At 40.9% G+C, this 23,931-nt stretch carries 24 protein-coding genes, 1 tRNA gene and 1 pseudogene; 3 read left to right on the forward strand and 23 right to left on the reverse strand.

Features of this window, described 5'->3' with window-relative positions; translation table 11 throughout:
* Positions 1-10: 10 nt before the first annotated feature.
* The 4 genes from ACZ47Z_RS12475 to ACZ47Z_RS12490 all read right to left on the reverse strand — a co-directional run bounded on the left by ACZ47Z_RS12475 (position 11) and on the right by ACZ47Z_RS12490 (position 3,227).
* Positions 11-571, reverse strand: a complete 561-nt coding sequence (locus tag ACZ47Z_RS12475) for a tetratricopeptide repeat protein (RefSeq protein ID WP_117890497.1) — start codon at positions 569-571, stop codon at positions 11-13.
* Positions 572-828: 257 nt separating this feature from the next.
* Entirely contained in the window at positions 829-1,605 is a 777-nt protein-coding gene (locus ACZ47Z_RS12480) for a GTP pyrophosphokinase (RefSeq protein WP_054751565.1), read from the reverse strand.
* Positions 1,606-1,744: 139 nt separating this feature from the next.
* Complete coding sequence (locus ACZ47Z_RS12485) at positions 1,745-2,788, reverse strand: PTS sugar transporter subunit IIC (protein WP_055172169.1); 1,044 nt, start codon at positions 2,786-2,788, stop codon at positions 1,745-1,747.
* Positions 2,789-2,795: 7 nt separating this feature from the next.
* Positions 2,796-3,227, reverse strand: a complete 432-nt coding sequence (locus ACZ47Z_RS12490; protein ID WP_054751563.1) for a hypothetical protein — start codon at positions 3,225-3,227, stop codon at positions 2,796-2,798.
* A gap of 213 nt (positions 3,228-3,440) precedes the next feature.
* On the opposite strand from ACZ47Z_RS12490, the gene ACZ47Z_RS12495 reads away from it, so the two are divergent.
* Positions 3,441-3,704, forward strand: coding sequence for a hypothetical protein (locus ACZ47Z_RS12495; RefSeq protein ID WP_020436496.1), 264 nt, complete (start codon positions 3,441-3,443; stop codon positions 3,702-3,704).
* Positions 3,705-3,857: 153 nt separating this feature from the next.
* Positions 3,858-3,931, forward strand: a tRNA-Arg gene (locus ACZ47Z_RS12500).
* 204 nt (positions 3,932-4,135) lie between these two features.
* On the opposite strand, the gene trpS is transcribed toward ACZ47Z_RS12500, so the two are convergent.
* The 11 genes and pseudogenes from trpS to ACZ47Z_RS12555 all read right to left on the reverse strand — a co-directional run bounded on the left by trpS (position 4,136) and on the right by ACZ47Z_RS12555 (position 14,328).
* On the reverse strand, positions 4,136-5,221 hold the full coding sequence (gene trpS / locus ACZ47Z_RS12505; protein ID WP_020436495.1) for a tryptophan--tRNA ligase: 1,086 nt from the start codon (positions 5,219-5,221) through the stop codon (positions 4,136-4,138).
* Positions 5,222-5,443: 222 nt separating this feature from the next.
* Positions 5,444-6,124, reverse strand: a complete 681-nt coding sequence (locus ACZ47Z_RS12510) for a phosphatase PAP2 family protein (RefSeq protein ID WP_054751561.1) — start codon at positions 6,122-6,124, stop codon at positions 5,444-5,446.
* A 183-nt stretch (positions 6,125-6,307) separates the two neighbouring features.
* Positions 6,308-7,132, reverse strand: coding sequence for a glycerophosphodiester phosphodiesterase (locus ACZ47Z_RS12515; protein ID WP_015528271.1), 825 nt, complete (start codon positions 7,130-7,132; stop codon positions 6,308-6,310).
* A 20-nt stretch (positions 7,133-7,152) separates the two neighbouring features.
* Positions 7,153-8,073, reverse strand: a complete 921-nt coding sequence (locus ACZ47Z_RS12520) for a diacylglycerol/lipid kinase family protein (RefSeq protein ID WP_055161033.1) — start codon at positions 8,071-8,073, stop codon at positions 7,153-7,155.
* On the reverse strand, positions 8,073-8,681 hold the full coding sequence (locus tag ACZ47Z_RS12525) for a TetR/AcrR family transcriptional regulator (protein ID WP_464525607.1): 609 nt from the start codon (positions 8,679-8,681) through the stop codon (positions 8,073-8,075). Before ACZ47Z_RS12525 ends, ACZ47Z_RS12520 begins: the two co-directional genes overlap by 1 nt.
* A gap of 142 nt (positions 8,682-8,823) precedes the next feature.
* Positions 8,824-9,855 (reverse strand): annotated as a pseudogene (gene mutY / locus ACZ47Z_RS12530) (A/G-specific adenine glycosylase); the annotation flags it as partial.
* Between the two features lie 142 nt (positions 9,856-9,997).
* Positions 9,998-10,828 carry an amino acid ABC transporter ATP-binding protein gene (locus ACZ47Z_RS12535; protein ID WP_412284718.1) on the reverse strand — a complete coding sequence of 277 codons (831 nt, stop codon included), beginning with the start codon at positions 10,826-10,828 and terminating at the stop codon, positions 9,998-10,000.
* Positions 10,812-11,522, reverse strand: coding sequence for an amino acid ABC transporter permease (locus ACZ47Z_RS12540; protein WP_054751555.1), 711 nt, complete (start codon positions 11,520-11,522; stop codon positions 10,812-10,814). The genes ACZ47Z_RS12535 and ACZ47Z_RS12540 overlap by 17 nt, the downstream gene beginning before the upstream one ends.
* Positions 11,523-11,633: 111 nt before the next feature.
* On the reverse strand, positions 11,634-12,482 hold the full coding sequence (locus ACZ47Z_RS12545; RefSeq protein WP_117540855.1) for a transporter substrate-binding domain-containing protein: 849 nt from the start codon (positions 12,480-12,482) through the stop codon (positions 11,634-11,636).
* 173 nt (positions 12,483-12,655) lie between these two features.
* The gene (locus ACZ47Z_RS12550; protein WP_117540857.1) at positions 12,656-13,483 is read right to left on the reverse strand and encodes an undecaprenyl-diphosphate phosphatase; all 828 of its coding nucleotides are present in this window, start codon (positions 13,481-13,483) and stop codon (positions 12,656-12,658) included.
* Positions 13,477-14,328, reverse strand: a complete 852-nt coding sequence (locus tag ACZ47Z_RS12555; protein WP_464525608.1) for a Cof-type HAD-IIB family hydrolase — start codon at positions 14,326-14,328, stop codon at positions 13,477-13,479. The genes ACZ47Z_RS12550 and ACZ47Z_RS12555 overlap by 7 nt, the downstream gene beginning before the upstream one ends.
* 180 nt (positions 14,329-14,508) lie before the next feature.
* Between ACZ47Z_RS12555 and ACZ47Z_RS12560 the strand changes: the two genes are divergently transcribed.
* Positions 14,509-15,678 (forward strand): cell wall hydrolase, encoded by a 1,170-nt coding sequence (locus ACZ47Z_RS12560; protein WP_020436485.1) that lies wholly within the window; start codon positions 14,509-14,511, stop codon positions 15,676-15,678.
* Between the two features lie 82 nt (positions 15,679-15,760).
* On the opposite strand, the gene ACZ47Z_RS12565 is transcribed toward ACZ47Z_RS12560, so the two are convergent.
* The 8 genes from ACZ47Z_RS12565 to rpmJ form a co-directional block, all read right to left on the reverse strand.
* Positions 15,761-16,516 (reverse strand): aminoglycoside phosphotransferase family protein, encoded by a 756-nt coding sequence (locus tag ACZ47Z_RS12565; RefSeq protein ID WP_054751553.1) that lies wholly within the window; start codon positions 16,514-16,516, stop codon positions 15,761-15,763.
* A 334-nt stretch (positions 16,517-16,850) separates the two neighbouring features.
* Positions 16,851-19,490 (reverse strand): bifunctional acetaldehyde-CoA/alcohol dehydrogenase, encoded by a 2,640-nt coding sequence (gene adhE, locus ACZ47Z_RS12570; RefSeq protein WP_055161012.1) that lies wholly within the window; start codon positions 19,488-19,490, stop codon positions 16,851-16,853.
* A 314-nt stretch (positions 19,491-19,804) separates the two neighbouring features.
* Positions 19,805-20,323 carry a bL17 family ribosomal protein gene (locus ACZ47Z_RS12575; RefSeq protein ID WP_015528282.1) on the reverse strand — a complete coding sequence of 173 codons (519 nt, stop codon included), beginning with the start codon at positions 20,321-20,323 and terminating at the stop codon, positions 19,805-19,807.
* A gap of 191 nt (positions 20,324-20,514) precedes the next feature.
* Complete coding sequence (locus tag ACZ47Z_RS12580; protein ID WP_054751551.1) at positions 20,515-21,474, reverse strand: DNA-directed RNA polymerase subunit alpha; 960 nt, start codon at positions 21,472-21,474, stop codon at positions 20,515-20,517.
* Positions 21,475-21,750: 276 nt separating this feature from the next.
* A complete protein-coding gene (gene rpsD / locus ACZ47Z_RS12585; protein ID WP_015528283.1) occupies positions 21,751-22,344 on the reverse strand; it encodes a 30S ribosomal protein S4 in 594 nt (197 codons plus the stop codon).
* A gap of 96 nt (positions 22,345-22,440) precedes the next feature.
* Entirely contained in the window at positions 22,441-22,836 is a 396-nt protein-coding gene (gene rpsK / locus ACZ47Z_RS12590; protein WP_015528284.1) for a 30S ribosomal protein S11, read from the reverse strand.
* A 34-nt stretch (positions 22,837-22,870) separates the two neighbouring features.
* On the reverse strand, positions 22,871-23,239 hold the full coding sequence (rpsM, locus tag ACZ47Z_RS12595) for a 30S ribosomal protein S13 (RefSeq protein ID WP_015528285.1): 369 nt from the start codon (positions 23,237-23,239) through the stop codon (positions 22,871-22,873).
* A 525-nt stretch (positions 23,240-23,764) separates the two neighbouring features.
* Positions 23,765-23,878: a 50S ribosomal protein L36 gene (rpmJ, locus tag ACZ47Z_RS12600; protein WP_020436478.1), complete on the reverse strand. Its 114-nt coding sequence runs from the start codon at positions 23,876-23,878 to the stop codon at positions 23,765-23,767.
* Positions 23,879-23,931: the final 53 nt, after the last annotated feature.

Consider the following 23,931-nt stretch of genomic DNA (forward strand, 5'->3'; position numbering starts at 1 on the left):
AGTAACCTTTTTATCTTGTCTGAAGGAACTCTGCTTCCTTACTCACAGAATCATCTTCCGGGAAATCTGCCTGATACTGTTTCATCGCACTCTTTGCATTTTCCCAGTCTGCCTGTTGTTCGTAGCAGACAATCACATTATATTCCATTTCTTGAAGAAGTGCTGTATCTGCTTTCGTTTTGTCATCTCCTGTCTTGCTTTCTGCAAGTGCGATTCCAGCCTGGAAACATTCGAGTGCCTTCGCATAATCTTCCGTCTTCATTGCGCAAACTGCGGTCAGATTATAAAGTTCCTGCGTCTGCTCTGCTCCCTGATCCAATGCGGTCTGAAATGCTTCCAATGCCTTGTCATACTCTTTCTGCTCGTAATAAGTCATCCCAAGTCCCTGATATCCATCTGCCGCAACTTCTTTATTCTCATTCTTAGTTGCCTCTTCAAATGCCGTCTCTGCCGCATCATATCTTCCTTCACCAAGTGCTTCTGTCCCGTCCTTGACCACATTTCCACAGCCGGATGCTAAACAAGTCACACCAGCTAACATCAAGACTGCCAGTTTTTTTCTTATCATCATCTATTTTCCTCATCTTTCTATGCTAAATATCTTTCATATTTTCCATTCTTCTATTGCTATAGTATACCGAACCTATAGAAAATCATCAAGCCCCATCGCCAAAGGCGATTTGAAATAACGAGATGCGTTGCTGGTCGCACATCGTATAAACAGTAACACAATCACTTTTAACAACAAGAGCTGTGAAAATATGAATCTCTCATTTCCCACAGCTCACTTCGTTTATTACAGTTTTATATTTTCTACAGATTACTGTCTTATGTTACAATCTCTGTCACTTTTTCCTGTACTTTCGAATCTTTATATTCTTTGTTATTTCCAAGAACATCTCTGCACACATCATTCATCAGTTCTTCATTCACCTGAATCTGATCCTTATCCTGTTGGGCAATGCATTCCTGGATTGCCTCATTCAATGAAAGCATCTTATCATCCAGCTCTGATACCATCTTCGCGCATTCCTGCAGATCCTTGCTGATATACTCCGGTGCATTTCCTTCAAATTTGTAGTAGATCTTATGTTCAAGGCTTGCCCAGAAGTCCATTGCAATGGTTCGGATCTGAATTTCAACCTTCGTGTCTACTACACTATCCGAAAGAAATATCGGCACAGAAACTAACATATGATAACTTTTATATCCACTTTCTTTTGGATTCTTAATATAATCCTTAATTGAAAGAACTTTCAAATCGCTTTGATTCCCTATCATCTCTGCCAGACGATATATGTCTGATGTAAATGAACAGATCAATCTTACTCCTGCAATATCATTCACATAGCGAACCATGTTCTCTATGGACGTCTCATGTCCATACCTCTTCAGCTTTTTCACAATACTGTCCGGTGTCTTGATCCTTGTCTTAATATGTTCAATCGGATTATACTGATGTACATGCTGAAATTCATCATTAAGAATCTCCAGCTTTGTACCAACTTCTTTCAACGCTGCATTATACAGGAAAATGATTGTCTTCCAGCTGTCAACATCTTCATAACTCTTTAGCGCAGCTTCTACCTGTTGTTCACTTCTCATAGCAGTCATCCCCCGGTCTGTTTATATATCTTAAGTATAACATACTCCCATTTTTCTGTCACAGAATTCACTTCTTTTTTAGAGATATTTTAGTGTTACTGTAATAGTATCTTTCCAATCTCTGTAATCCATTTTCTGCCTACAGCTCCAGTTTCATATCTCCCTGGCGAATCCAGCCCTTCTTTCTCATAAATTCTGAAATTCCAAGTGTGATCACTGCCGGAAGTACAAACTGGATTACAATGATCTTCACCAGAACAATCATCGGATCTTCTGTCTGGATCATCACCTGCCATGTCATCAACGGACCAACCAGTCCGGCTGTTCCCATTCCGGATCCGGTTGCATTATTCGTCATATGAAGTAACATTGTACTTACAGGTCCTAAAATTGCGCTTGACAAAATGGATGGAATCCAGATCAATGGATGTCTCATAATATTCGGTACCTGAAGCATAGAAGTACCAATTCCCTGTGCCAGAAATCCACCAATCTTATTCTCTCTGTAGCTTGCAACTGCGAATCCGATCATATTGCAGCAACATCCAACCGTAGCTGCTCCAGCCGCAAGACCTGACAGATTCAGGATTACCCCCAAAGCCGCGGAACTGATCGGCAATGTCAGGATCATTCCCATCAAGACCGAAACTACGATTCCCATAAGGAACGGCTGCTGTTCTGTTCCCCAGTTAATCAAGGAACCCAGCCAGTTCATAAAGGAAGAAATCGGTGGTCCGACAAACAAACCAACAACTGCACCAACACCAATGCAGATCAATGGTGTCAGGATAATATCGAGTTTCGTTCTTCCTGTAACTAAAATCCCAATCTCAATTGCCACATAAGCTGCCACGAAAGCTCCCAGTGGTTCACCCGGTCCGACTAATACAATATTCCCATCTACAAGCACCTGACCTGCCAGAATCTTCCCCGCGAATGCTCCGATCATACCAACAACAGCTGCACAAACTGTAACAAGCTGCTGAGCCTCCAGCTTCCTTGCTACTCCGACACCAATACCTGCTCCTGTAAGCGCTGCAGCAACTTTCCCGATCAAATAAATTAAATCTCCATAATTTCCTCCAACAAACATTCCAATCTGCTGGATGATTGTTCCTATGATCAATGTCGCAAACAAGCCCTGCGCCATTCCGCTGAGTCCGTCAATAAATATTCTCTTCATCGCTCTTCTAGTCCTCCTTATACAGGACGCCCCATTCCTGTCCTTCCTTCTTCCAGGTGTCCCTCTTCAACGCATTGCCTTCCTCATCACAAAGCTCCGGGATCTGATCTACGGTATCCATCCGGTAGTCTGTCAGAAGCCAGCTTACAATATTCACATTATCCTTTCGTCCAATCACCATCTCCGGCACAAGCACAGAGAGCATCTGCTCCAGGAAATCAATTTCCACCTGGTTCTCTTTCGAATAAAGCAGTACATTTTTGTAAATCATAAGATAAACACCTTTGCACTGTTCTTCTTCAATATCCATATAAACGGACTGGAATTTCTGTTCAAATCCGAATTCATCAATCAGATGAAAGATTGCCTGTCCATAACTGTCTTCTTCCAGATAACTTCCCAGTATTTCTCTGTCTGTCTCTGTACATTCTCTAATCATAACTGCTCTCCAATCATTCTATCAATTACTATATTGCTGTTACCATTACCGTGTTACTGTTCACACGATGTGCAAACAGTAACATTACCGTTCCACTATACCAAAAAGTCTCTAAAAAAGAAATGACTTTTTGTTTTTCTTATGTTAGGATACAAGAGACAGGTATTTTCAGAAGATCCGATAGTTTCTTCTGCTGCCGGAAAGGAGTCTATTATGTTTCGTTTATGGGGAAAAGAATTTAAAGACAACCGCATGCTTTGCGATACTGTTATCTGCGATGAGACAGACGACACACGTACACATAAGATCTTTCATGCACTCGACAAGATCTGCTATGAATTTGATCTGAGCAAGCCGATCTGGCTCGACTCAACGATCAATGAGTTCAAGCGCCATGCCAAAGCTCGTTTCTATCAGGACAATTTTGTCGATGAGATCGACTTTGACTATCTGGAGATTCAGATTATTGAAGAATAACACTCGGTAGCGCACAAAAGATAGATTGAAAATAGCTTCTAAAATCCGCTTCAAATTTTTTTGAAAAAAATTCAAAATTAGTGTTGACATTTTCCAATATCCGTTATATAATCTTTTTTGTTGTGAGCGATACAACAGAGCAAACAACAAAATGTGCGATTAGCTCAGCTGGATAGAGCGTCTGACTACGGATCAGAAGGCCGGGAGTTCGAATCTTCTATCGCACGCTATAGAGACTGTAAGGAAATTTCCTTACAGTCTTTTTGTATCTTTGGAAAATCTCACTTCAAAGGATCCTCTCCGAACAGACGCCCAAAAATTTACCCAAAATCAAGCAAAGGCGGTGCCGGATTCAAGTTCACATATAAGCAACTCAAATTTGCACCGCCTGACCTGATTCAAAATTCCATTATAACTGTTCCAACAACACTCTATTTTGAAAATCTCTCTGCCTGCGCCTCAATCAGTGCCTTGTCATCAAAATAATTGATCTTCATAGCATCTTTTACTTCTTTCAATGTCTGTGCTGCAACAGCCTCTGCCTTCTCGCTTCCCTTTTTAAGAATCTCGTAGATTGCAGGAATGTCTTTCTGAAGTTCTTTTCTTCTGTTGCGGATTGGCTCCAGTTCTGCCTGAAGAACATTGTTCAGGAATCTCTTCACTTTCATATCTCCAAGTCCGCCTCTCTGATAATGTGCTTTCAGCTCATCCAGATTCTGATATTCTGGCAGGAATTCCGCAAAATACTCTGGTTTACAGAATGCATCCAGATATGTGAATACAGTATTTCCTTCCAGACTTCCAGGATCTTCCACACGGATATGATTCGGATCAGTAAACATGCTGAATACTTTCTTCTTAATATCTTCAGATTCCTCTGACAGATAAATACAGTTACCCAGAGACTTACTCATCTTCGCCTTCCCGTCAATTCCCGGGAGACGAAGGCATGCTTCATTCTCCGGAAGAAGAATCTTCGGATCGATCAGTGTATCTCCATAAACGGAATTAAATTTGTGTACAATCTCCTTTGTCTGCTCAAGCATCGGGAGCTGATCTTCTCCTACCGGTACAACAGTAGCCTTGAATGCTGTAATATCTGCTGCCTGGCTGATCGGATATGTGAAGAATCCAACCGGGATACTTGCCTCAAAATTTCTCATCTTGATCTCATTCTTTACAGTAGGATTTCTCTGCAGTCTTGAGACTGTCACAAGATTCATGTAATAGAATGATAACTCTGTCAGTTCCGGTACCTGTGACTGGATAAACAGAGTAGACTTCTCCGGATCCAATCCACAAGCCATGTAGTCTAATGCTACTTCGATAATATTCTGACGTACCTTTTCCGGGTTATCAGCATTATCAGTCAATGCCTGTGCATCTGCGATCATAATAAAAATGTCATCAAAATCTCCTGTATTCTGTAATTCAACACGACGACGCAGGGAACCCACATAATGTCCTACGTGTAATCTTCCTGTCGGTCTGTCACCAGTAAGCATAACCTTCTTCATGCTCTAGTCCTCCTAAATCTCATGTAATACTTTATTCGTAACTGTCAGGCTAATCTGCCCACAGTAATTCACTGGTTTTTATTATAACATTTCCCCAGATGCTTTTCTATAGAAACTTCTGTATATTCGGCTATATTCTATGCTAAGGACTTTCCTAATATACAAAAAAGTGCCCTTGACCTCATCAGCCAAAAGCACTTCCTGTAATTCTTTTTCTAACTCTTACTTATTCTGAAATACCGGACGCTTTGAATATCCCGGAACTTTCTTCGTCTCTTCTGCATATACCCACTGATACAACAGATAAGCCATAATAAATGCTCCTGTCACATCAAGTACGGAATGCTGCTTCAAGAACATGGTCGCCATTATGATCAATGCTCCAAGCACATATGCTCCGATACAAACAGCTTTGTGTTTCTTAAGTGCCTGACTCTTACGGATTGCAATACATGCGCACAGAGTATTAAACACATGAAGACTTGGAAATACATTCGTACACGTATCTGTCCGATACAGCATCCGAACTGCATCTACAAAAATATTATCCCGTTCAAACACAACCGGTCGCAAATCCTGACCATTCGGAAAGACGGAACAAATAATAAGGAAAATTGTCATTCCTGCAAACGAAATCTTCGCCAGTTTGTAAAATCCCTGTACATCTGTAAAGAAAAAATATAAAAATGTAGCTGCGATAAATACAAACCATAACATATACGGTACAATAAAATATTCAATAAAAGGAATTTCTTCATCTAATGCTGTCTGCACCACATGATAATTCATCGTCACATGTTTCTCAAGAAATAAAAACCACGGCATATAGATTAACGCATATAAAAACACCCATGCATGCTTATATCTTTTCATTGTCTCTATGAACTTTATCTTCCATTTCATATCTGACACTCCTCCGCTTTTCATCAAACCGATACAGCACTTGCTACTTCTACGCTATTTTCATTTAACGTTCTTTTTTGATAGGCTCGATTATAGCACTTTTAAAACACAATCTCAACCGACTTCATAAGTTTTTAACATTTCTTTTCTTTTTCTTATGAATTATCAACATCTGTCTCTTCTTTAACTCATCTCAAAAATATACATATCAAAGCTTCTTCTTGCCGCCTTAACATCTTTTTCTCCATGTAGTGTCCATGCCGCTGCCGGCGTTTTAAAAAGAACCCTGTTCAGCCATAATCCCGGATTCTTTCTGTCCGACCACCGGTAAGAAATAAAATCCGGTCTGCACATACAGTTACTCAAAAGATATTTCACACAAAATCTCAAGAGATAATGCGTTGTTCTGTCGTTTTTCGTCAGATTCTCAGATAATTGTCCTCTTGGGATTTCATTCCGATGCTTCTTCATCCAGCGAAGTACCAGGCTGTTAAAGGACTGGATCATGTATTCGCCATGATATTTTCGCAGTTCTTCATCCAATTTTCTGCAAATCTTTGTATCTGTGTTAGGAAGTTTCACCTCGATCAGAAGTGGCACCTTTCCATCTACCAACTGCAGTACTTCTGACAATAGTGGAATCCGCTCTTTTGTCTCCGCAAGTCTGTACTTCTGCATCTCTTCATATGAAGTATCTTCTACTCTGCCCCGTCTTCCACAGATTCTTTCAAATGTATCATCATGAAAAACCACCAACTGGCCATCCTTTGTCAGATGAACATCCAGTTCTATTCCATCTCCGGCTTCGATTGCCGCACGAAATGCCGGAAATGAATTTTCCGGAATTCCACGCTTCTTATCATGAAGTCCTCTATGCGCCCACTTTACGCCAAGAAACGGATGCACTCTTTTTCTGCCCGACAGCCTTGGAGCCAGCAAAAAAATTAAGAAAGCTGGTATTCCTATTACAATACATAACCCAATCGCTAAAACAATCCCTATATGCATCCTGTTTCATCACCTTTCTTCTATTCAACGATCACATTAAGTTTTTCTTTTTCCAGTGAGACTTCTATCTCTTTTGATAAAAAGGAAGGTTCTCCATCTGTATGTAACGGCAGTGCACGATCTGTCACTACCTTTACACTACGACATTTTAATATCGTCACCCCTTTAAATCTTGTATGCTTTCCTGAAAAAGCAGTCGGAAGCAGACACAGAATCTTGAGCTTCGACAGATCCGACACAACCATAATATCAAGAAATCCATCACTTCCGGAAGCGTCCGGACAAAACTTAAAGCCTCCTCCTTCATAAGGAAGATTCATAAATGCTGCAAAATAAGTCCTCTCAAACACTTTCATGCTTCCATCATCCAGTGTCAGTTCAAGTTTCACCGGCCGATCCTTTATAATACGATCCATTGCCACAACCGCATAACTCAGCTTACCGATTTTCAGAAGGTTCAATACACGTTTCCATTTTGAAACACATACTTCATGACAGACTGCAGCATCAAATCCAATACCGGCACTCACTGCAAATCTTCTTCCTTTCCCTTCCCTTTTTAGCACACCTATATCCATCTTTTCAACCCTTTTGGGTGAAAGAATTGTGTCCAATGCTTCAAAAGGATCTCCCGGGATTCCTGTTCCTCTTGCAAAATCATTGCTTGATCCAATCGGAATATATCCCAACGTCACTTTCTCCAGTGATTTAATTCCACTTAGTACTTCATTGAGTGTACCGTCGCCTCCAAGAACAACAAACATGTGCTCCTGGCCATCTTCCGTAATCTCTGATGCAATCTTTCCTGCATCCTTTTTCTTTGTTGTCAGATGAATCTGATAATCGATTCTTTTTCTACACAACTCAGGTTCCAACTGTTTCCACAGCATCTCGCCAAGCCCTGAACGAGCCCGCGGATTCACAATAAAGTGATAAATCATCAACCTTCCTCCAGTGTACTGTCCAGATACCGCCTTAAAGAACGACTCATGTTGCCCTCGAAATCAGCATTTCCCTCTCTCAGACACCATTCAAATACATTTCCGATCACGATCATCCGGATATCTGTTGTAAATTCGTCAATACTCTCTCTAATGTTAATAATCCCATCCTTTGCAGCCTGCTCTACATAAGCCTGTACTGTCACGATCGGATATGGACGTTCTGTTCTTATCGTCGGATTCAATGCCTGATTCTTTGTATCATAATACCCTGCCATAAATTCTACACCAAGCTCACGGCAATAAGCTACATAATTCAAATAAACACGGACAATTCCGTCCTTTACATCTTCCAGACTTTTCGGTGCCTCCAACAGATCCGGTCCCATCGTAGGCTGGTCTTCTATATAATAAGACAGCAAATCATCTTTTGTCTTAAAGTGATGATAGAAACTTCCGTTCAACACGCCTGCTTCTTCACAGATATTCTTGATTGACAATTTTTCATATCCGTTCTTCTGAAGAATCTTCTTCGCCGCCTGAAAGATTTTTTCTTTTGTTTCCTGTGATTTTTTCTGCTGCTTCGATAATTCTGTTTTTGTATTCATTTCTGCTAAAACTCTCCCGTATGCATTTTAAACTATGAGAGATATTATAACATATTTCGCCCTTTTTTTCAACAAAACCGAGTGAGCTCTATTTTTCATTTTCAGCCCGCATAATATTTCACAGTATTCCCATCCTCTTCATTTATAAATATGCAGAAAATGCACTTGGGATCGCATAATGTTTCTCAAGATCCTTCTTTCCCGCAAATATGATCTCCGGATTCTGAAATTCTTTTTCCAACTCATCCACCAAAATCTCATATCCGGTCATATGCCATTCCACATGACTGAAAATGTGCTTCGCCTCTGGCAGCTTCTTCACGCGCACCGGCGTAAGACCTGACTCTTTTGCATATTCTATAACTTCTTTTTGTGTCAAATGTCCCTCTACATTAGGAAATTCATACAATCCTGCAAGGAGTCCTTTTCCCGGTCTTTTGCGAATCGCAATTTCCTCATTATCACAGAATCTTAGAATCGTTCTTTTCTCGATCCTTCGCTCTTTCGCCTTTTTCTTGACCGGATAATCCATCTGGCATTCATCCTGATATGCAAGACAAAATCCCCTTATCGGACAGCTCTCACACTTTGGTTCTCCATTCGGCAGACAGACGATTGCCCCAAGTTCGATCAATCCTTGATTAAAATCTCCCGGTGCCTCTGCCGGAATCACCTGTTCAAGCATATGTTCTATCTTTGTCCTTGTACTTGCTTTCATAATGTCATCACTGTCTTCCAGAAGCCTTGTAACCACACGAAAAACATTGCCATCTACCGCTGGTTTCTGCTGATGATAAACAAACGAGCTGATCGCACCGGCTGTATAACTGCCAATTCCCTTCAACTTTTTTATCTCTTCAAATGTATCCGGGAATACACCATTATATTCTTCCATTACCTGTTGTGCTGCTGCCTTTAAATTCCTCGCCCTGTTGTAGTAGCCAAGTCCTTCCCACAGCTTAAGCAGTCTGTCTTCCGGCACTTCAGCCAACGCTTTGATATCCGGCAGTTCTTCCAGGAATCGTGTGTAATAAGATTTAACTGCTTCCACTCTCGTCTGCTGCAGCATAATCTCTGAAATCCAGACCCGATACGCATTCACATGCTTCCGCCATGGAAGATCTCTCTGATTCTCCCGAAACCACTCGACAAGAGGTTCTACCATATCATGTAATCTCTCACATTCCCCAAATTCTACTTTGCAATTTTCCTTTTCATTACATTTCATTCAATACGATTTCCTTATATATAAAAATATCTGTTTAATATTGTAACACAATACCAAACAGATATTCTATAGATAAAATATTTTTCTTTTAAAGAATCTTTGAAAGGAACTCTTGAAGTCTTGGATCTTTCGGATGTTCAAAGAATTCTGCCGGGGCAGCTTCTTCCTTAATCTGACCGTCATCAATGAAAAGAACTCTTGAAGCAACCTCACGGGCGAATCCCATCTCATGAGTAACAACAACCATTGTCATTCCCTCTTTTGCCAGATCTTTCATCAGCTCAAGAACTTCCCCTACCATTTCCGGATCAAGTGCTGAAGTTGGCTCATCAAAAAGAATCACGTCAGGATTCATAGCCATGGAACGGATAATCGCAACACGCTGTTTCTGTCCACCGGAAAGTGTAGACGGATACACATCCGCTTTGTCTTCCAGGCCGATTCTCTTCAAAAGAGCCATTGCCTGCTCCTTTACTTCTTTCTTAATCTGATCCTTTGTCTCAGTGATTGGAATTAACTCTTCCTTCTTGTTACTTCCACGGAACAGATTTTTAAATTTGATCATACGGTTCTTTTTCTTCGCCTTGTCGATATCCTTACATCTTAAATAGGCAGGCGCCATCATAACATTCTGAAGAACCGTTTTATTATTATAAAGATTAAAATGCTGGAAAACCATTCCCATATGACGGCGGTGTACATTAATATCAACCTTCATATCTGCGATATCAACACCATTGAAAATAATACTTCCGCCTGTCGGGTCTTCCATACAGTTCAGGCATCGCAGAAATGTACTTTTACCGGAGCCGGATGGTCCGAGCACCGCAACGATATCGCCTTTATTGATCGTAACATTGATTCCCTTCAGAATCTCTTTGTCCCCAAAGCTTTTTTGCAGATTAATTACGTCTATCACTCTTCTTCAGGCTCCTTTCTAATAATTTAACAAGTAATGTGATCACAAGCACAAGTGCAATGTAAATCAACGCCATAACAAGATATGGCACCATGAATTCGTAGCTGTTACTTCCGATAAAGTTGAAGGCAACATAAAGATCTGCTGCACCGACAAAACTTACTACTGAAGTTTCCTTAATCAAGGAAATAAACTCATTTCCAAGTGTTGGAAGAATATTCTTAACCGCCTGCGGAATCACAATCTTCATCATACTTGTTCCAAAGCTGAGTCCAACCGCTCTTCCGGCTTCCATCTGTCCCTGGTCAACAGACTGAATTCCACTTCGCATAATTTCAGAAATGTATGCACCACTATTCAAACCAAATACAACCATAGAAACCTGCACTCCGGTAATCTTTACTCCAAAGATCGGAAGGAGTACATAGTAAAAAATAAGGAGCTGAACTACGATAGGAGTTCCTCTGAATAATGCAACGTAAAAGCTGCAAATATGATTCAATACTCTCGGAAGAGTTTTATATTTCGGAATCACACGGACTGTAGCAATCAAAGTACCGATCACAATACCGATGATCAGACCGGTGATTGCGATCAAAAGAGTGTTCTGCAGACCCTGAACTACTTTCACATAGCCATTCTGATTCAGAAATATATCAATAAATTTGTCTACTTTCTGACTAAAATTACCCATTTGTTTCCTTTCCCCAAAAAGAGGAAAATGCATGCATTATCTTCTGCCTGTATTTTCCTCGTAAATAAATTCTGTTATTTTAGCTGCTGTCTACGAAATCTTTGCGAACATTTACTGTACTGCGTTGATTGCTGTTGTGATCGCTGCTGCCGGTGCTGCATCAATGATTACATACTGAATGTTTCCGTTGAGCATATCCTGAACTGCAAGAGATCCGCTCTTGTATGTTACACATTTTGCAGGAAGTCCCGGGAATCCCCAATCTTCGCTTCCTTCAATGTAGTACTGACCTGTTGTTCCCTGCTGAACACCGATCTGATCAGAAGACTTTGTCTCTGCGAGCTTAGCTGCAACATCGTCAGCTGTTTTGCAGTCGTCGAATGTTGTAACGTTGCTTGGAACGATTAGACGCTGAGATGCTGAGTAGTAAGAATCTGTAAATGTAACATATCCTTCTCTCTCTTCGTTGATTGTAAGACCAGCCATAGCGATATCACATTTCTGCTGACTTACTGACAGACAAACCGCATCGAAATCCATGTTCTGGATTACAAGCTCTTTACCAAGTTCATCCGCAAGAAGCTGTGCGATCTCCATGTCGATTCCGTAATAATCATCACCTTTTGTATACTCGAATGGCTCGAAAGCTGCGTTTGTAGCTACAACGAGCTGATCTTTAGATGTATCAAGTGTTGCTGATTTTACTGCTTCCGGCTCTCCGTCTGAGAAATACTTTTTGCAGATCTCATCAAGTGTTCCATCTGATTTAATCTTTGCAATGAATTCATTTGTCTTCTCAAGAAGCTCCGGCTGATTCTTGTCCACGCCAAATGCATATTCTTCATTTGTAAGGTCAATATCAATTACCTTTGCTGTTACTGTCTCTCCTTTACTTCCGCATCCTGCCAGCATGCTGACTGCCAGTGCTGCAGTGAGGAATACTGATAAAAACTTCTTCATATTAAGACCCTCCTGTTTTATCTTGTTTTGCATAAAAATTCATAACATGTTTATAATTATAACATGCTTTTTATAAAATGCAAGAGGTAATTATGCACTATTTCTTGCACAAATACAAAATTTTACTGTTCACAATACACTGTGAACAGTAAAGAAAAGCTATAATATGCATATTATTTGAATAAAGCCTGAATACCAAAGAATAAAAATACAATAATACCAAGTACAATTCTGTAATATCCAAATGCTTTGAAGTCATGGTTCTTAATATATTTCATCAGGAACTTGATCGCTATAACAGATACTGCAAAGGATACGATCATTCCAAGAAGAAGCAGGAATACCTGCATCGGGGTAAATGCCAGACCGAATTTAAACAACTTCAGTGCACTTGCTCCGAACATAACCGGAATTGCCAGGAAGAATGTAAACTCTGCTGCCACACCTCTTGAAACCCCAAGTGCAAGCGCTCCTACGATTGTTGCTCCGGATCTGGATGTTCCAGGGATCATCGCCATCATCTGGAAGACTCCGATCAGAAGAACTGTCTTCACAGAAAGCTGGGAGAGTCTTTTTACTTTCGGTTCTCTTGTCTCATTACGTTTTTCAATTATAATGAATAAAATACCATAAACGATCAGCATCAATGCAACAACATATGCATTACTCAGTTTTGATTCAATCAGGTCGTTCAGCAACACTCCTCCGATCAGTGCCGGAATTGTTCCGATCACTACTTTAATCCATAATTGAATTGTCATCTTCTTTTGTTTCTCCGTCTTCGTCGGTGAAAATGGATTCAGCTTATGGAAATAAATTACTACGACCGCCATAATAGATCCGAACTGGATCACCACATTGAACATATTCGTAAATGCCTCGCTCTGCTTCAGTTGGATCAGCTGCTCTACCAAAATCAGATGACCTGTACTACTGATTGGAAGCCACTCTGTGATTCCCTGCACAATTCCTAAAATGATAACCTTTAATACTTCTAACATGATTCCCCTCCTCGTTTCAGGACAAACTTCTCGATGGCCTTTGCAGCCCCCTCATCATTGTTGCTCTCCGTAATATAATCAGCTACAGCTTTGACCTTTTCTTCGGCATTCGCCATGGCAACCCCAAATCCAACTTCCTTGAGCATTGCGATATCATTATCGCCATCCCCACACGCCATGATCTCTTCCCGCCTGATTCCAAGCATCTTGCCAAGATTCACAAGTCCGGTTCCTTTATTTACACCAACTGCATTGATTTCTATATTATATTGAAGAGAGCCAACCAGTTCAAAGACGCCTTCTCGCTCCAGCTCTTTCCATGCCTCTTCTCTCTCTTCCATATCTGCAAACAACATCTGTACTTTATCAAGATTCCCTTCTTTTTCATCCAGCAGATCTTCCAGTCTGTCTACCGCTATTCGTGTTCTCAGAAAATAATCCCACATGTTCGGATTCTTATGATACTTTCTCACCTGCGCGATCTCATCTTTCTGAGCATATCCCTGCCCATCAAAATAAACTTCCAACAGAGTGTCATATTTTCTTCCGATTGCAATTGCTTTTTTTGCTGCTTCTTTGGATAACAGATGTTCTTCCAGTACCTTTCCGGTTCTCGTCTCGATAATCCTTGCCCCATTCGCAGTCAGTGCATAATCCATCCCCGGAAGCTCACGTAATTCTTCCGGAACTCCTGTCCATGGTCTTCCGGTTGCAACAAGAACAACTGTACCATGCTGCAATGCCTCTCCGATCACATTCTTCGTATAAGGAAGAAGTTCCTTCTTATCTGTAAGAAGTGTTCCATCGAGATCTAATCCAACAATCTTAATTTCCTTTTTTTCCATACTTTTTTCCTTATCTTCTGTATTTTCTATCCGTCAATTGTTACAAAAAGCAATATCTTTTTAATCATTTCGTAAAACAATCATAAAATATTTCGTGCCAATTTGATTAATTCTCTGTTTTATAGTATAATAGGTTTTCAACAACTATGCAATGTCATTTAAAGAAAGGATATTGAGATTATGGCATTTTACAAAAAAAGCAAGTTACATACGGGCACCGCGCTCATTTGTTCCCTTGCAATTGTATTTTCTGCACTTCCAGTCTATGCTACAGACACGATAGACAATCTGCAAAACCAGACCTCTGCCCTTGAGAACGAGTTAAAAGGCATCAACCAGGATATCCTCACCCTGAGTGAGAAGATATCTGATACTGAGATGCAGGTTGAGCTCCTCAACAGTGATATAGACAAAACACAGGATGATCTTGAGAAAGCGCAGAAAAACGAAGATCAGCAGTATGAAGATATGAAAAGCCGTATCAAATATATGTATGAGCACGGAAGTGCTACAATGCTTGAGATGCTTTTCTCAGCAGAAAATATGTCAGATTTTCTAAACAAAGCTGATTTTATTGAAAATTTAAGTAACTACGACCGCAAAGCTCTGAACAATCTGAAAGATGTTCACCAGCAGATTGCCGATCAGAAAGCAGACCTGGAAGCACAGCAGGCTTCCATGAAAGATTTACAGAATCAATTGCAGACACAGCAGACACAATTACAGGCAAAAGCTGCTGCAACTTCTACTAATTTGAATGAGGTAAATGCAAAACTGCAGAAAGCCAAAGAAGAAGAGGCAGCTCGTCAGGCAGAAGAAGCCAGGAAACAGGCGGAAGCCGCTGCGAAAGCCGAAGCAGCCGCAAAAGCTGAGGCTGCTGCCAGTGCGAACAAAGCGAATACTTCCAGTTCCTCTGGGAACTCCGGCAATTCAGGTTCCTCATCCTCCGGAAGTTCAAGTTCTTCTGGTGGCTCCAATAGTTCCGGATCTGCCATTGCGTCTGATGACCTTACACTTCTTGCAGCAATCCTGCAATGTGAGGCCCACTATGATTACGACTCTATGCTTGCAGTTGCTACAGTCATTATGAATCGTGTATATAGCAGTCGCTTTCCGAATTCTATTCATGATGTCATCTATGCCCAAGGACAGTTTGCTCCTGTATGGACAGGTTCCTTAGACCGTGTATTAAAGCAAGGTCCACGAAGTCTTTCTATCCAGGTTGCACAGGATGCGATCAACGGAGCTCGTCTTGCTGCCGTAGCCGACTGTTATTACTTCCTGTACGCACCATCGACAAGCAGAACCGGTGTTGTAATTGGCGATAACGTTTTCTTTACAAGTTGGTAAAATAATAAAAAGAAGATTAAGAAGCGCCGGAAGATTTCATTTTCATCTTCCAGCGCTTCTTTTTTAGAAACAACTCTATTTTCTACTGATAATCAACAACATCAATCCATCTCATCAGAAAATCTTTTTCAAGTTCATTTTCTTTAGATAACTGTGCTGCTGCCACAATCGGAAGCCACTGCTGTACATACTGCATTGCTGTATCACTCTTCTTGCAGAACAATTTCAGATAGAGATCTGCTACTTTCTGATCTTTCAGTGCGAAAAGCAAATATGTCATTGCTGCATCTGCACTTGCATTTCCCTGTGTTGCATGAGCCCAGTCAACTACAGTCATCTTTCCATTCTTTCCTACGATCACATTACTCGGATTAAAGTCTCCGTGACATACTTTATTATGCTTTGGCATACTCTCAAGTCTTGTCAGAAGTTCATAACGTGTAGTCGCATCAAGATCTTTCAATCCATTGATCTGACGAGCTAATTTATCTTTCATTCCTTTCAGAAGCGGTGATTTCTTACTCTGAACCTGTAACTGGAGATCAACAAAGTCTTCCATATATTTTTCCAGATTCTTCATATCAGATTCCATCATGTCCTCAAGTGTCTTACCTGCTTTGTACTCAATAGCAATTGCCCACTTTCCATCAATCTGAGTTACTTCTTTTACCTTCGGAATGTCCAGACCTGTCTCTTCCACTCTTGCAGTATTCAGAGCCTCATTAAATACATCTGACTTCGGATGTCCTTCATTAAAAACTTTCACGATACAATCATCACATTTATAGACTGATTTGTAAGCACGTTTCACGATGAGATTTTTTTCTTCTAACTTCATAATATAGACCTCCTTATATCTTGAACGCTCCTTCTTGTCTGCTCTTGTTTTATCTCAGCTCTGCGGGGCTGTTCCTTTTGCCTTACGGCTCTTACTTTGTTTTGATGATGTCATTATATCTCACAATTTTTAGAAATAAAACCCCTTTAGAGCAAGTTTGTGCAGTTTTTAACAAGATTTTTTGTCTCTTATATATTGTCTATTTATTAACAATCATAAGCTTTAGCTCGTTGCTCACGTAAAAAAGAGACAGAACAATGCTTTTCAACATCATTCTGTCTCTCTTCGTATATTTTAGATTCTAACGGTCATATGCCTGCTTATGCAATGCGATTTATTTTCCGTAGTAGCATTTCAGGTACAGATCTTTGATCTCCTGGATGAGTGGGTATCTTGGGTTAGCTCCTGTACACTGATCGTTGAATGCCTGCTCTGACATTTCATCAAGTGTGTCAAGGAAGTACTTCTCATCAATGCCGTAATCTTTGATTGTCTTCTTGATTCCGATCTTCTCTTTGAGTTCTTCAAGTTTAGCGATGAAGTTCTCAAATACTTCTTTATCATCTTTACCTGTGCATCCTGCGAAGCGTCCGAGTTCTGCGTATCTTGCAAGTGCATGTGGGTACTGATACTGTGAGAATGTTCCCATCTTTGTCGGAACTTCTGCTGCATTGTATCTCATAACCTCTGTAAGGATTACTGCGTTAGCAACACCGTGCGGCAGGTGGTGGAAAGCACCAAGCTTATGAGCCATGGAGTGGTTAACACCAAGGAATGCATTTGCGAATGCCATACCAGCCATACAGGAAGCGTTTGCCATCTCTTCACGAGCCTTCGGATCGTTTGCTCCGTTCTCGTATGCAGATGGAAGGTTCTCGAATACAAGCTTAACAGCCTTCATAGCAAGACCATCTGTGTAATCTGTTGCCATGATAGATACATATGCCTCGATTGCATGTGTCATAACGTCGATACCTGAAGCACTTGTCAGTCCCTTCGGCTGTGTCATCATGTTGTCTACGTCTACGATTGCCATGTTTGGAAGCAGAGCGTAGTCAGCGATTGGCCATTTAACACCTGTGTCAGCGTCTGTGATGATTGCGAATGGTGTTACCTCAGAACCTGTTCCTGAAGATGTTGGGATAGCTATGAAGTAAGCTTTCTCTCCCATCTTAGGGAATGTAAATACTCTCTTACGGATGTCCATGAAGTCCATAGCCATATCTTCGAAGTTTGCTTCCGGATGCTCATACATGATCCACATGATCTTACCTGCGTCCATTGCAGATCCACCACCAAGAGCGATGATTGTATCTGGCTCGAACTGTCTCATCTGGTCAACACCCTTGCGTGCACACTGAAGTGTCGGGTCTGGTGCTACTTCGAAGAAGCATGTATGCTGGATTCCCATTTCATCTAATTTATCTTCAATCGGTTTTACATATCCGTTCTTGTAAAGGAAGGAGTCTGTTACGATAAATGCTTTCTTCTTATGCATTACTGTTCCAAGCTCATCCAGTGCAACCGGCATAGAACCTTTCTTGAAGTAAACTTTCTCAGGTGTTCTGAACCACAGCATATTTTCTCTCCTCTCTGCAACTGTCTTGATGTTAAGCAGATGTTTTACTCCTACGTTCTCTGATACAGAGTTTCCACCCCATGATCCACATCCAAGTGTAAGGGACGGAGCCATCTTGAAGTTATAAAGGTCTCCGATTCCACCGTGAGAAGAAGGTGTGTTGATCAGTACACGGCAAGTCTTCATTGCTGCTGCATGTTTTGCAATCTTCTCTGTCTCTGCCGGATGTACGTAGAGTGAAGATGTATGTCCATATCCACCGTCTGCTACAAGCTGAGCTGCTTTCTCAAGAGCCTCATCAAATGTTTTAGCTTTGTACATACCAAGTACCGGTGATAATTTCTCATGTGCAAATTCTTCTGAAATATCTACAGATTCAACTTCTCCGATCAGGATCTTTGTATTCTTCGGTACATCAACGCCTGCCATCTGAGCGATTTCATAAGCTGATTTTCCTGGGATCTTGCTGTTCAGTGCACCGTTGATGATGATTGTCTTACGAACTTTGTCAAGCTCCTCACCTGGTTTCAGGAAGTAGCATCCTCTGTACTGGAATTCTTTCTTAACTTCCTCATATACGCTTTCAAGTACTGTTACAGACTGCTCAGAAGCACAGATCATACCATTATCAAATGTCTTAGAGTGGATGATTGAGTTAACTGCCATTCTTACATCTGCTGTATCGTCGATGATAACCGGTGTGTTACCAGCTCCAACTCCGAGTGCCGGCTTTCCTGAAGAGTAAGCTGCTTTAACCATTCCAGGACCACCTGTTGCAAGGATGATATCTGCATCTCTCATTACTGTGTTTGTAAGTTCCAGTGATGGAGCATCGATCCAACCGATGATTCCTTCCGGAGCTCCTGCTTTCACTGCTGCATCAAGAACAACTTTAGCTGCTGCGATTGTAGATGCTTTAGCAGCCGGATGTGGGCTGATGATGATTGCATTTCTTGTCTTTAAGCAGATCAGTGTTTTAAAAATTGCTGTTGATGTCGGGTTTGTTGTAGGGATAACTGCCGCAACAAGTCCGATTGGCTCTGCGATCTTTTTGATTCCAAATGCCTTATCTTCTTCTACAACACCACATGTCTTTGTATCTTTGTATGCGTTGTAAATATACTCTGCTGCGTAATGGTTTTTGATAACCTTATCCTCGAGAATACCTCTCTGAGTCTCTTCTACTGCAAGTCTTGCAAGCGGGATACGCTGCTTGTTTGCTGCCATAGCTGCTTCATAGAAGATTTTGTCAACCTGCTCCTGTGTAAATGTAGCGAAGATTTTCTGTGCCTCGCGCATCTCTTTCATTTTTGCTTCAAGAGCTTCAACGTTATCAATGAATCCGGTGTTTACTGTCTTTGTCTCTACAGTTTTTGCCGCCTCTTTCTTTGCCATCTGAGTATTCCTCCTGTACTTGAATAAATCATTTTTATAGTCACTGTTTTCGTAACCTGCAAGTTTTATCCGATCGGGTTGTTTTTATGTTTCCCGATTACAGGTATTAGTATACTAGTTCGTTAATTAATTGTCAATGTACCAGTTGTTAAAGTTTTAACGTTATTTTTTTAACATCATTTGTGCAGTTTTCACAAAAGCAAATTTTTACTTGACAATTTTAACTATGAAAAACACTTTAGTAATATGCAAAAAACTCCCATACAGGACATTTCTGTCCTATATGAGAGTCAAAAATCAGCTATATTATCAAATTAAACAAGCTCGATCAGAACTTCCATAGCTGCGTCACCTTTACGCTGACCAATCTTTACGATTCTTGTGTAACCACCGTTACGATCAGCATATTTTGGAGCGATCTCATCAAAGAGTTTTGCAACCATGTCAACATCTTTCATGTTTCTCTTCTCGCCTTCTTTAACAGGGAAGAGAACTTTCAGCATCTGACGTCTAGCGTGCAGTCTGCTTGGCTTATCTTTTTTGATTGTCTTCTCAACTTCGTCATAAACAGTAACTTTCTTACCGTCAACAACTTCTTTCACACGTTTGCCATCAGCATCTTTACGTGCTACTTTAGCCATTACTGTAACTTCTTCGAAGTTATCTTTCTCTTTTACAGCAAGAGCGATCAGGCTTTCTGCCTGCTTACGAATCTCTTTTGCCTTAGCTTCTGTTGTAACGATCTTTCCGTTGTTAAGAAGTGCTGTTACCTGGTTTCTAAGTAAAGCTTTTCTCTGGCTTGCTGTTCTGCCAAGTTTTCTATACTTTGCCATTTCAAATTTCCTCCATTAATTAACATTTGGTTATGCATCTTCGGGCTTACTAATCAAATGCTCCTGCTGTGCTCTTCGGGCTTACCACCAGGATATTCAATCTTCAGCGGGCTGCAATTCACGAAACTGTAATCACAGCCTGTGCAGGACATGAGTGTCCTGATAATTTATCATAGTACGGATATAGAATATTATTCTTCTCCGTGGTTCAGTTCCAGATTGAGTTCTTTCAGTTTTGCAAGAACTTCTTCGAGAGACTTACGACCAAGGTTACGAACCTTCATCATGTCTTCCGGAGTCTTGTTTGTGAGCTCTTCAACTGTGTTGATTCCGGCTCTCTTCAGACAATTGTAAGAACGAACAGAAAGCTCAAGTTCATCAATGCTCATCTCAAGAACTTTTTCTTTCTCGTCATCCTCTTTCTCAATCATAACTTCTGCCTGCTGAGCTACCTCTGACAGGTCGATGAAGAGTTTCAGATGCTCACTTAACACTTTTGCTGCAAGGCTGACAGCCTCATCAGGAGCCATTGTACCTTTTGTCCAGACATCAAGTGTCAGTTTGTCATAATCTGTAACCTGACCTACACGTGTATCCTGAACTGTCAGGTTAACACGATCGATCGGTGTGTAGATAGAATCGATTGGAAGAACACCGATTGGCATATCTTCTGTCTTATTCTTATCTGAGCTTACATATCCTCTTCCTTTTGTGATTGTAAGTTCCATATAAAGCTTGCTGTCTTTGCCACCGCTTAATGTAGCAATTACCTGCTCCGGGTTTACAATCTCAATATCAGAGTCACACTGGATATCAGCACCTGTTACAACGCCTTCTCCTTCGAACTCGATATAAGCTGTCTTCACTTCATCAGACTCAGATGTGTTCTTGATAGCCAGAGATTTCAAGTTCATGATGATCTCTGTCACATCTTCTTTAACACCCGGGATGGAACTGAACTCGTGCAGTACACCGTCGATTTTCACAGAACTGATTGCTGCTCCCGGCAGGGAAGAAAGCATAATTCTTCTCAGCGCGTTACCAAGCGTAGTTCCGTATCCTCTCTCCAGCGGTTCTACGACAAATCTTCCGTATTTCTTGTCATCTGAAACATCTGTAATTTCAATATTCGGTTTATTAAAATCAAACACTACACAGACCCTCCTTATGGGCTTAATATATGTTGAGGGGGTACAAAACTGTATCTAATCAACTTATTCAGATTAGTTAGGATTGCCCTGCATAAATGCCTGCGCAATCCTTTCAAATCATAATTATTGTAAATGTTCAGAGCCAACCTCCAAAATGCTACGCATTTCGTCGGTGTGGCGTATCCGCCAAATAAAATTTCAAAAACAGTCTTAAAAATGCAAGCATTTTATAGCTGTTTTATGAAATTTTGCTTGGCTCTGAACAGTTACAAATTATTATTTAGAATACAGCTCGACGATAAGCATCTCGTCAACCGGTACATCGATTGCTTCTCTGTTAGGAAGCTCTTTTACTGTACCTCTAAGATTCTCAGCGTCTGCCTCAAGCCACTCTGGTACCATGTTTCCAGCTGTAGCTTCAAGAATCTCTTTGTATCTCTGTGAACCTTTTTTGTTCTCTTTGATTTCAATAACATCTCCAGCCTTTACAAGGTAAGATGGGATGTTAACCTGTTTGCCGTTTACAAGAACGTGCTTATGATCAACGATCTGTCTAGCTTCTTTTCTTGTTCTAGCAAGTCCAAGACGGAAAACAACGTTGTCAAGTCTTGACTCAAGGATGATCATAAGGTTTTCACCTGTCATTCCTTCCTGCTGTTTTGCCTTTGCATAGTAGTTTCTGAAAGGTTTTTCAAGAACACCGTAGATGAATTTTGCTTTCTGTTTCTCGCGAAGCTGAAGACCATACTCGCTCATCTTTCTGTTTGCTCTTTTTAACTGTCTGTTAGATTTCTTATTGATTCCGAGATAAATCGGATCCATTCCTAATGAACGGCATCTTTTAAGAACAGGAACTCTATTTACTGCCATTTCTATCCTCCTAATATTATACATGCCAGCGGTACTCATGCCGCTGCGTCAACATTTACTATTAAATAACTGCTTTTCTCATACAGCAGAGTATAATTACACTCTTCTGCGTTTCGGTGGACGACATCCGTTGTGCGGTACCGGTGTTACGTCCTTGATGCTTACTACATCAATTCCGCATGCCTGAAGTGCACGGATTGCTGCTTCTCTTCCTGATCCCGGTCCTTTTACGAATACATCTACTGTCTTAAGACCATGTACTAATGCTGCCTTAGCTGCTGTCTCAGCTGCCATCTGTGCTGCATATGGAGTAGATTTTCTTGAACCTCTAAATCCCAGACCGCCTGCACTTGCCCATGAAAGAGCATTTCCCTGAGCGTCAGTCAGTGTAACAATTGTATTGTTGAATGATGACTGAATATGTGCCTGTCCGCGTTCAACGTTTTTCTTGACACGTTTTTTTGTTACTTTTTTCGCAACTCTCTTAGCCATTTAAACTAACCTACTTTCTTTATTTTATACGATATTATTTCTTCTTATTTGCTACAGTTCTCTTAGGACCTTTGCATGTTCTTGCATTAGTCTTAGTTTTCTGTCCACGTACCGGAAGTCCTTTTCTGTGACGGATTCCACGGTAGCATCCGATCTCTTTAAGTCTCTTGATGTTGAGCTGAATCTCTCTTCTAAGATCACCTTCTACAACCTGAGTCTCATCGATCACTGCGCTGATTTTCTTTACTTCTTCACTTGTAAGATCTCTTACACGAGTGTCAGGATTAACTCCTGCATCCTTTAAGATACGTTCTGCACTTGTTCTACCGATTCCGTAGATATAAGTAAGACCGATTTCTACACGTTTGTCTCTTGGTAAGTCTACACCTGCAATACGAGCCATGTGTCTTTCCTCCATTTTCTTTTCTGGTTTTCTTGTTAATTGTCCCTAATTGAGGCTGCGAATGCGAAATGAGTCTCTTCTTTTTATAAATGAAGTCTGGTGTAACTCATTTACTGCTGCATCCTACCGGAATGTATCCTTCCGATATCCCAGCCCAGGTATGTACGGAAACTACATACCCTTTCCCGGCACGGATCATACTCTCATCCGCCAATGCAAATGCCGGGTATTATAAGCAATATACAATAGCATCTTCCCTCTTTAATATAAAGATGACAAACGTCTGTCAGATGCCCAGACTACATGCTCTGTCGGTACCTGCGGACAGATGCGATGTATCCTTACTGTATATTAAACAGCTCCACACACCTCCTGGCGTGTCATGCTGTCAGCCGCTTGATAATTGCACAAAACATCAGTAGCATCACTCGACTAGGTTCGATAATAGCTCACCAAGTCTCCTGATAGGCTTTCTCACTAAATTCGTGCTACGCTTACGCTTGCACTCATCAAGTGTTCAATGCCTTAGCCCTGGCGCTGTTTGTGTTTCGGGTTCTCACAGATTACTCTGATACTACCTTTTCTTCTAATAATTTTGCATTTTTCACAAATTGGTTTAACTGATGATCTAACCTTCATGTCAAATCCTCCTTCCCTACTTTGCTCTGCCTATATATTCCGGTATTTTTGGA

Source organism: Mediterraneibacter faecis (assembly GCF_055383675.1).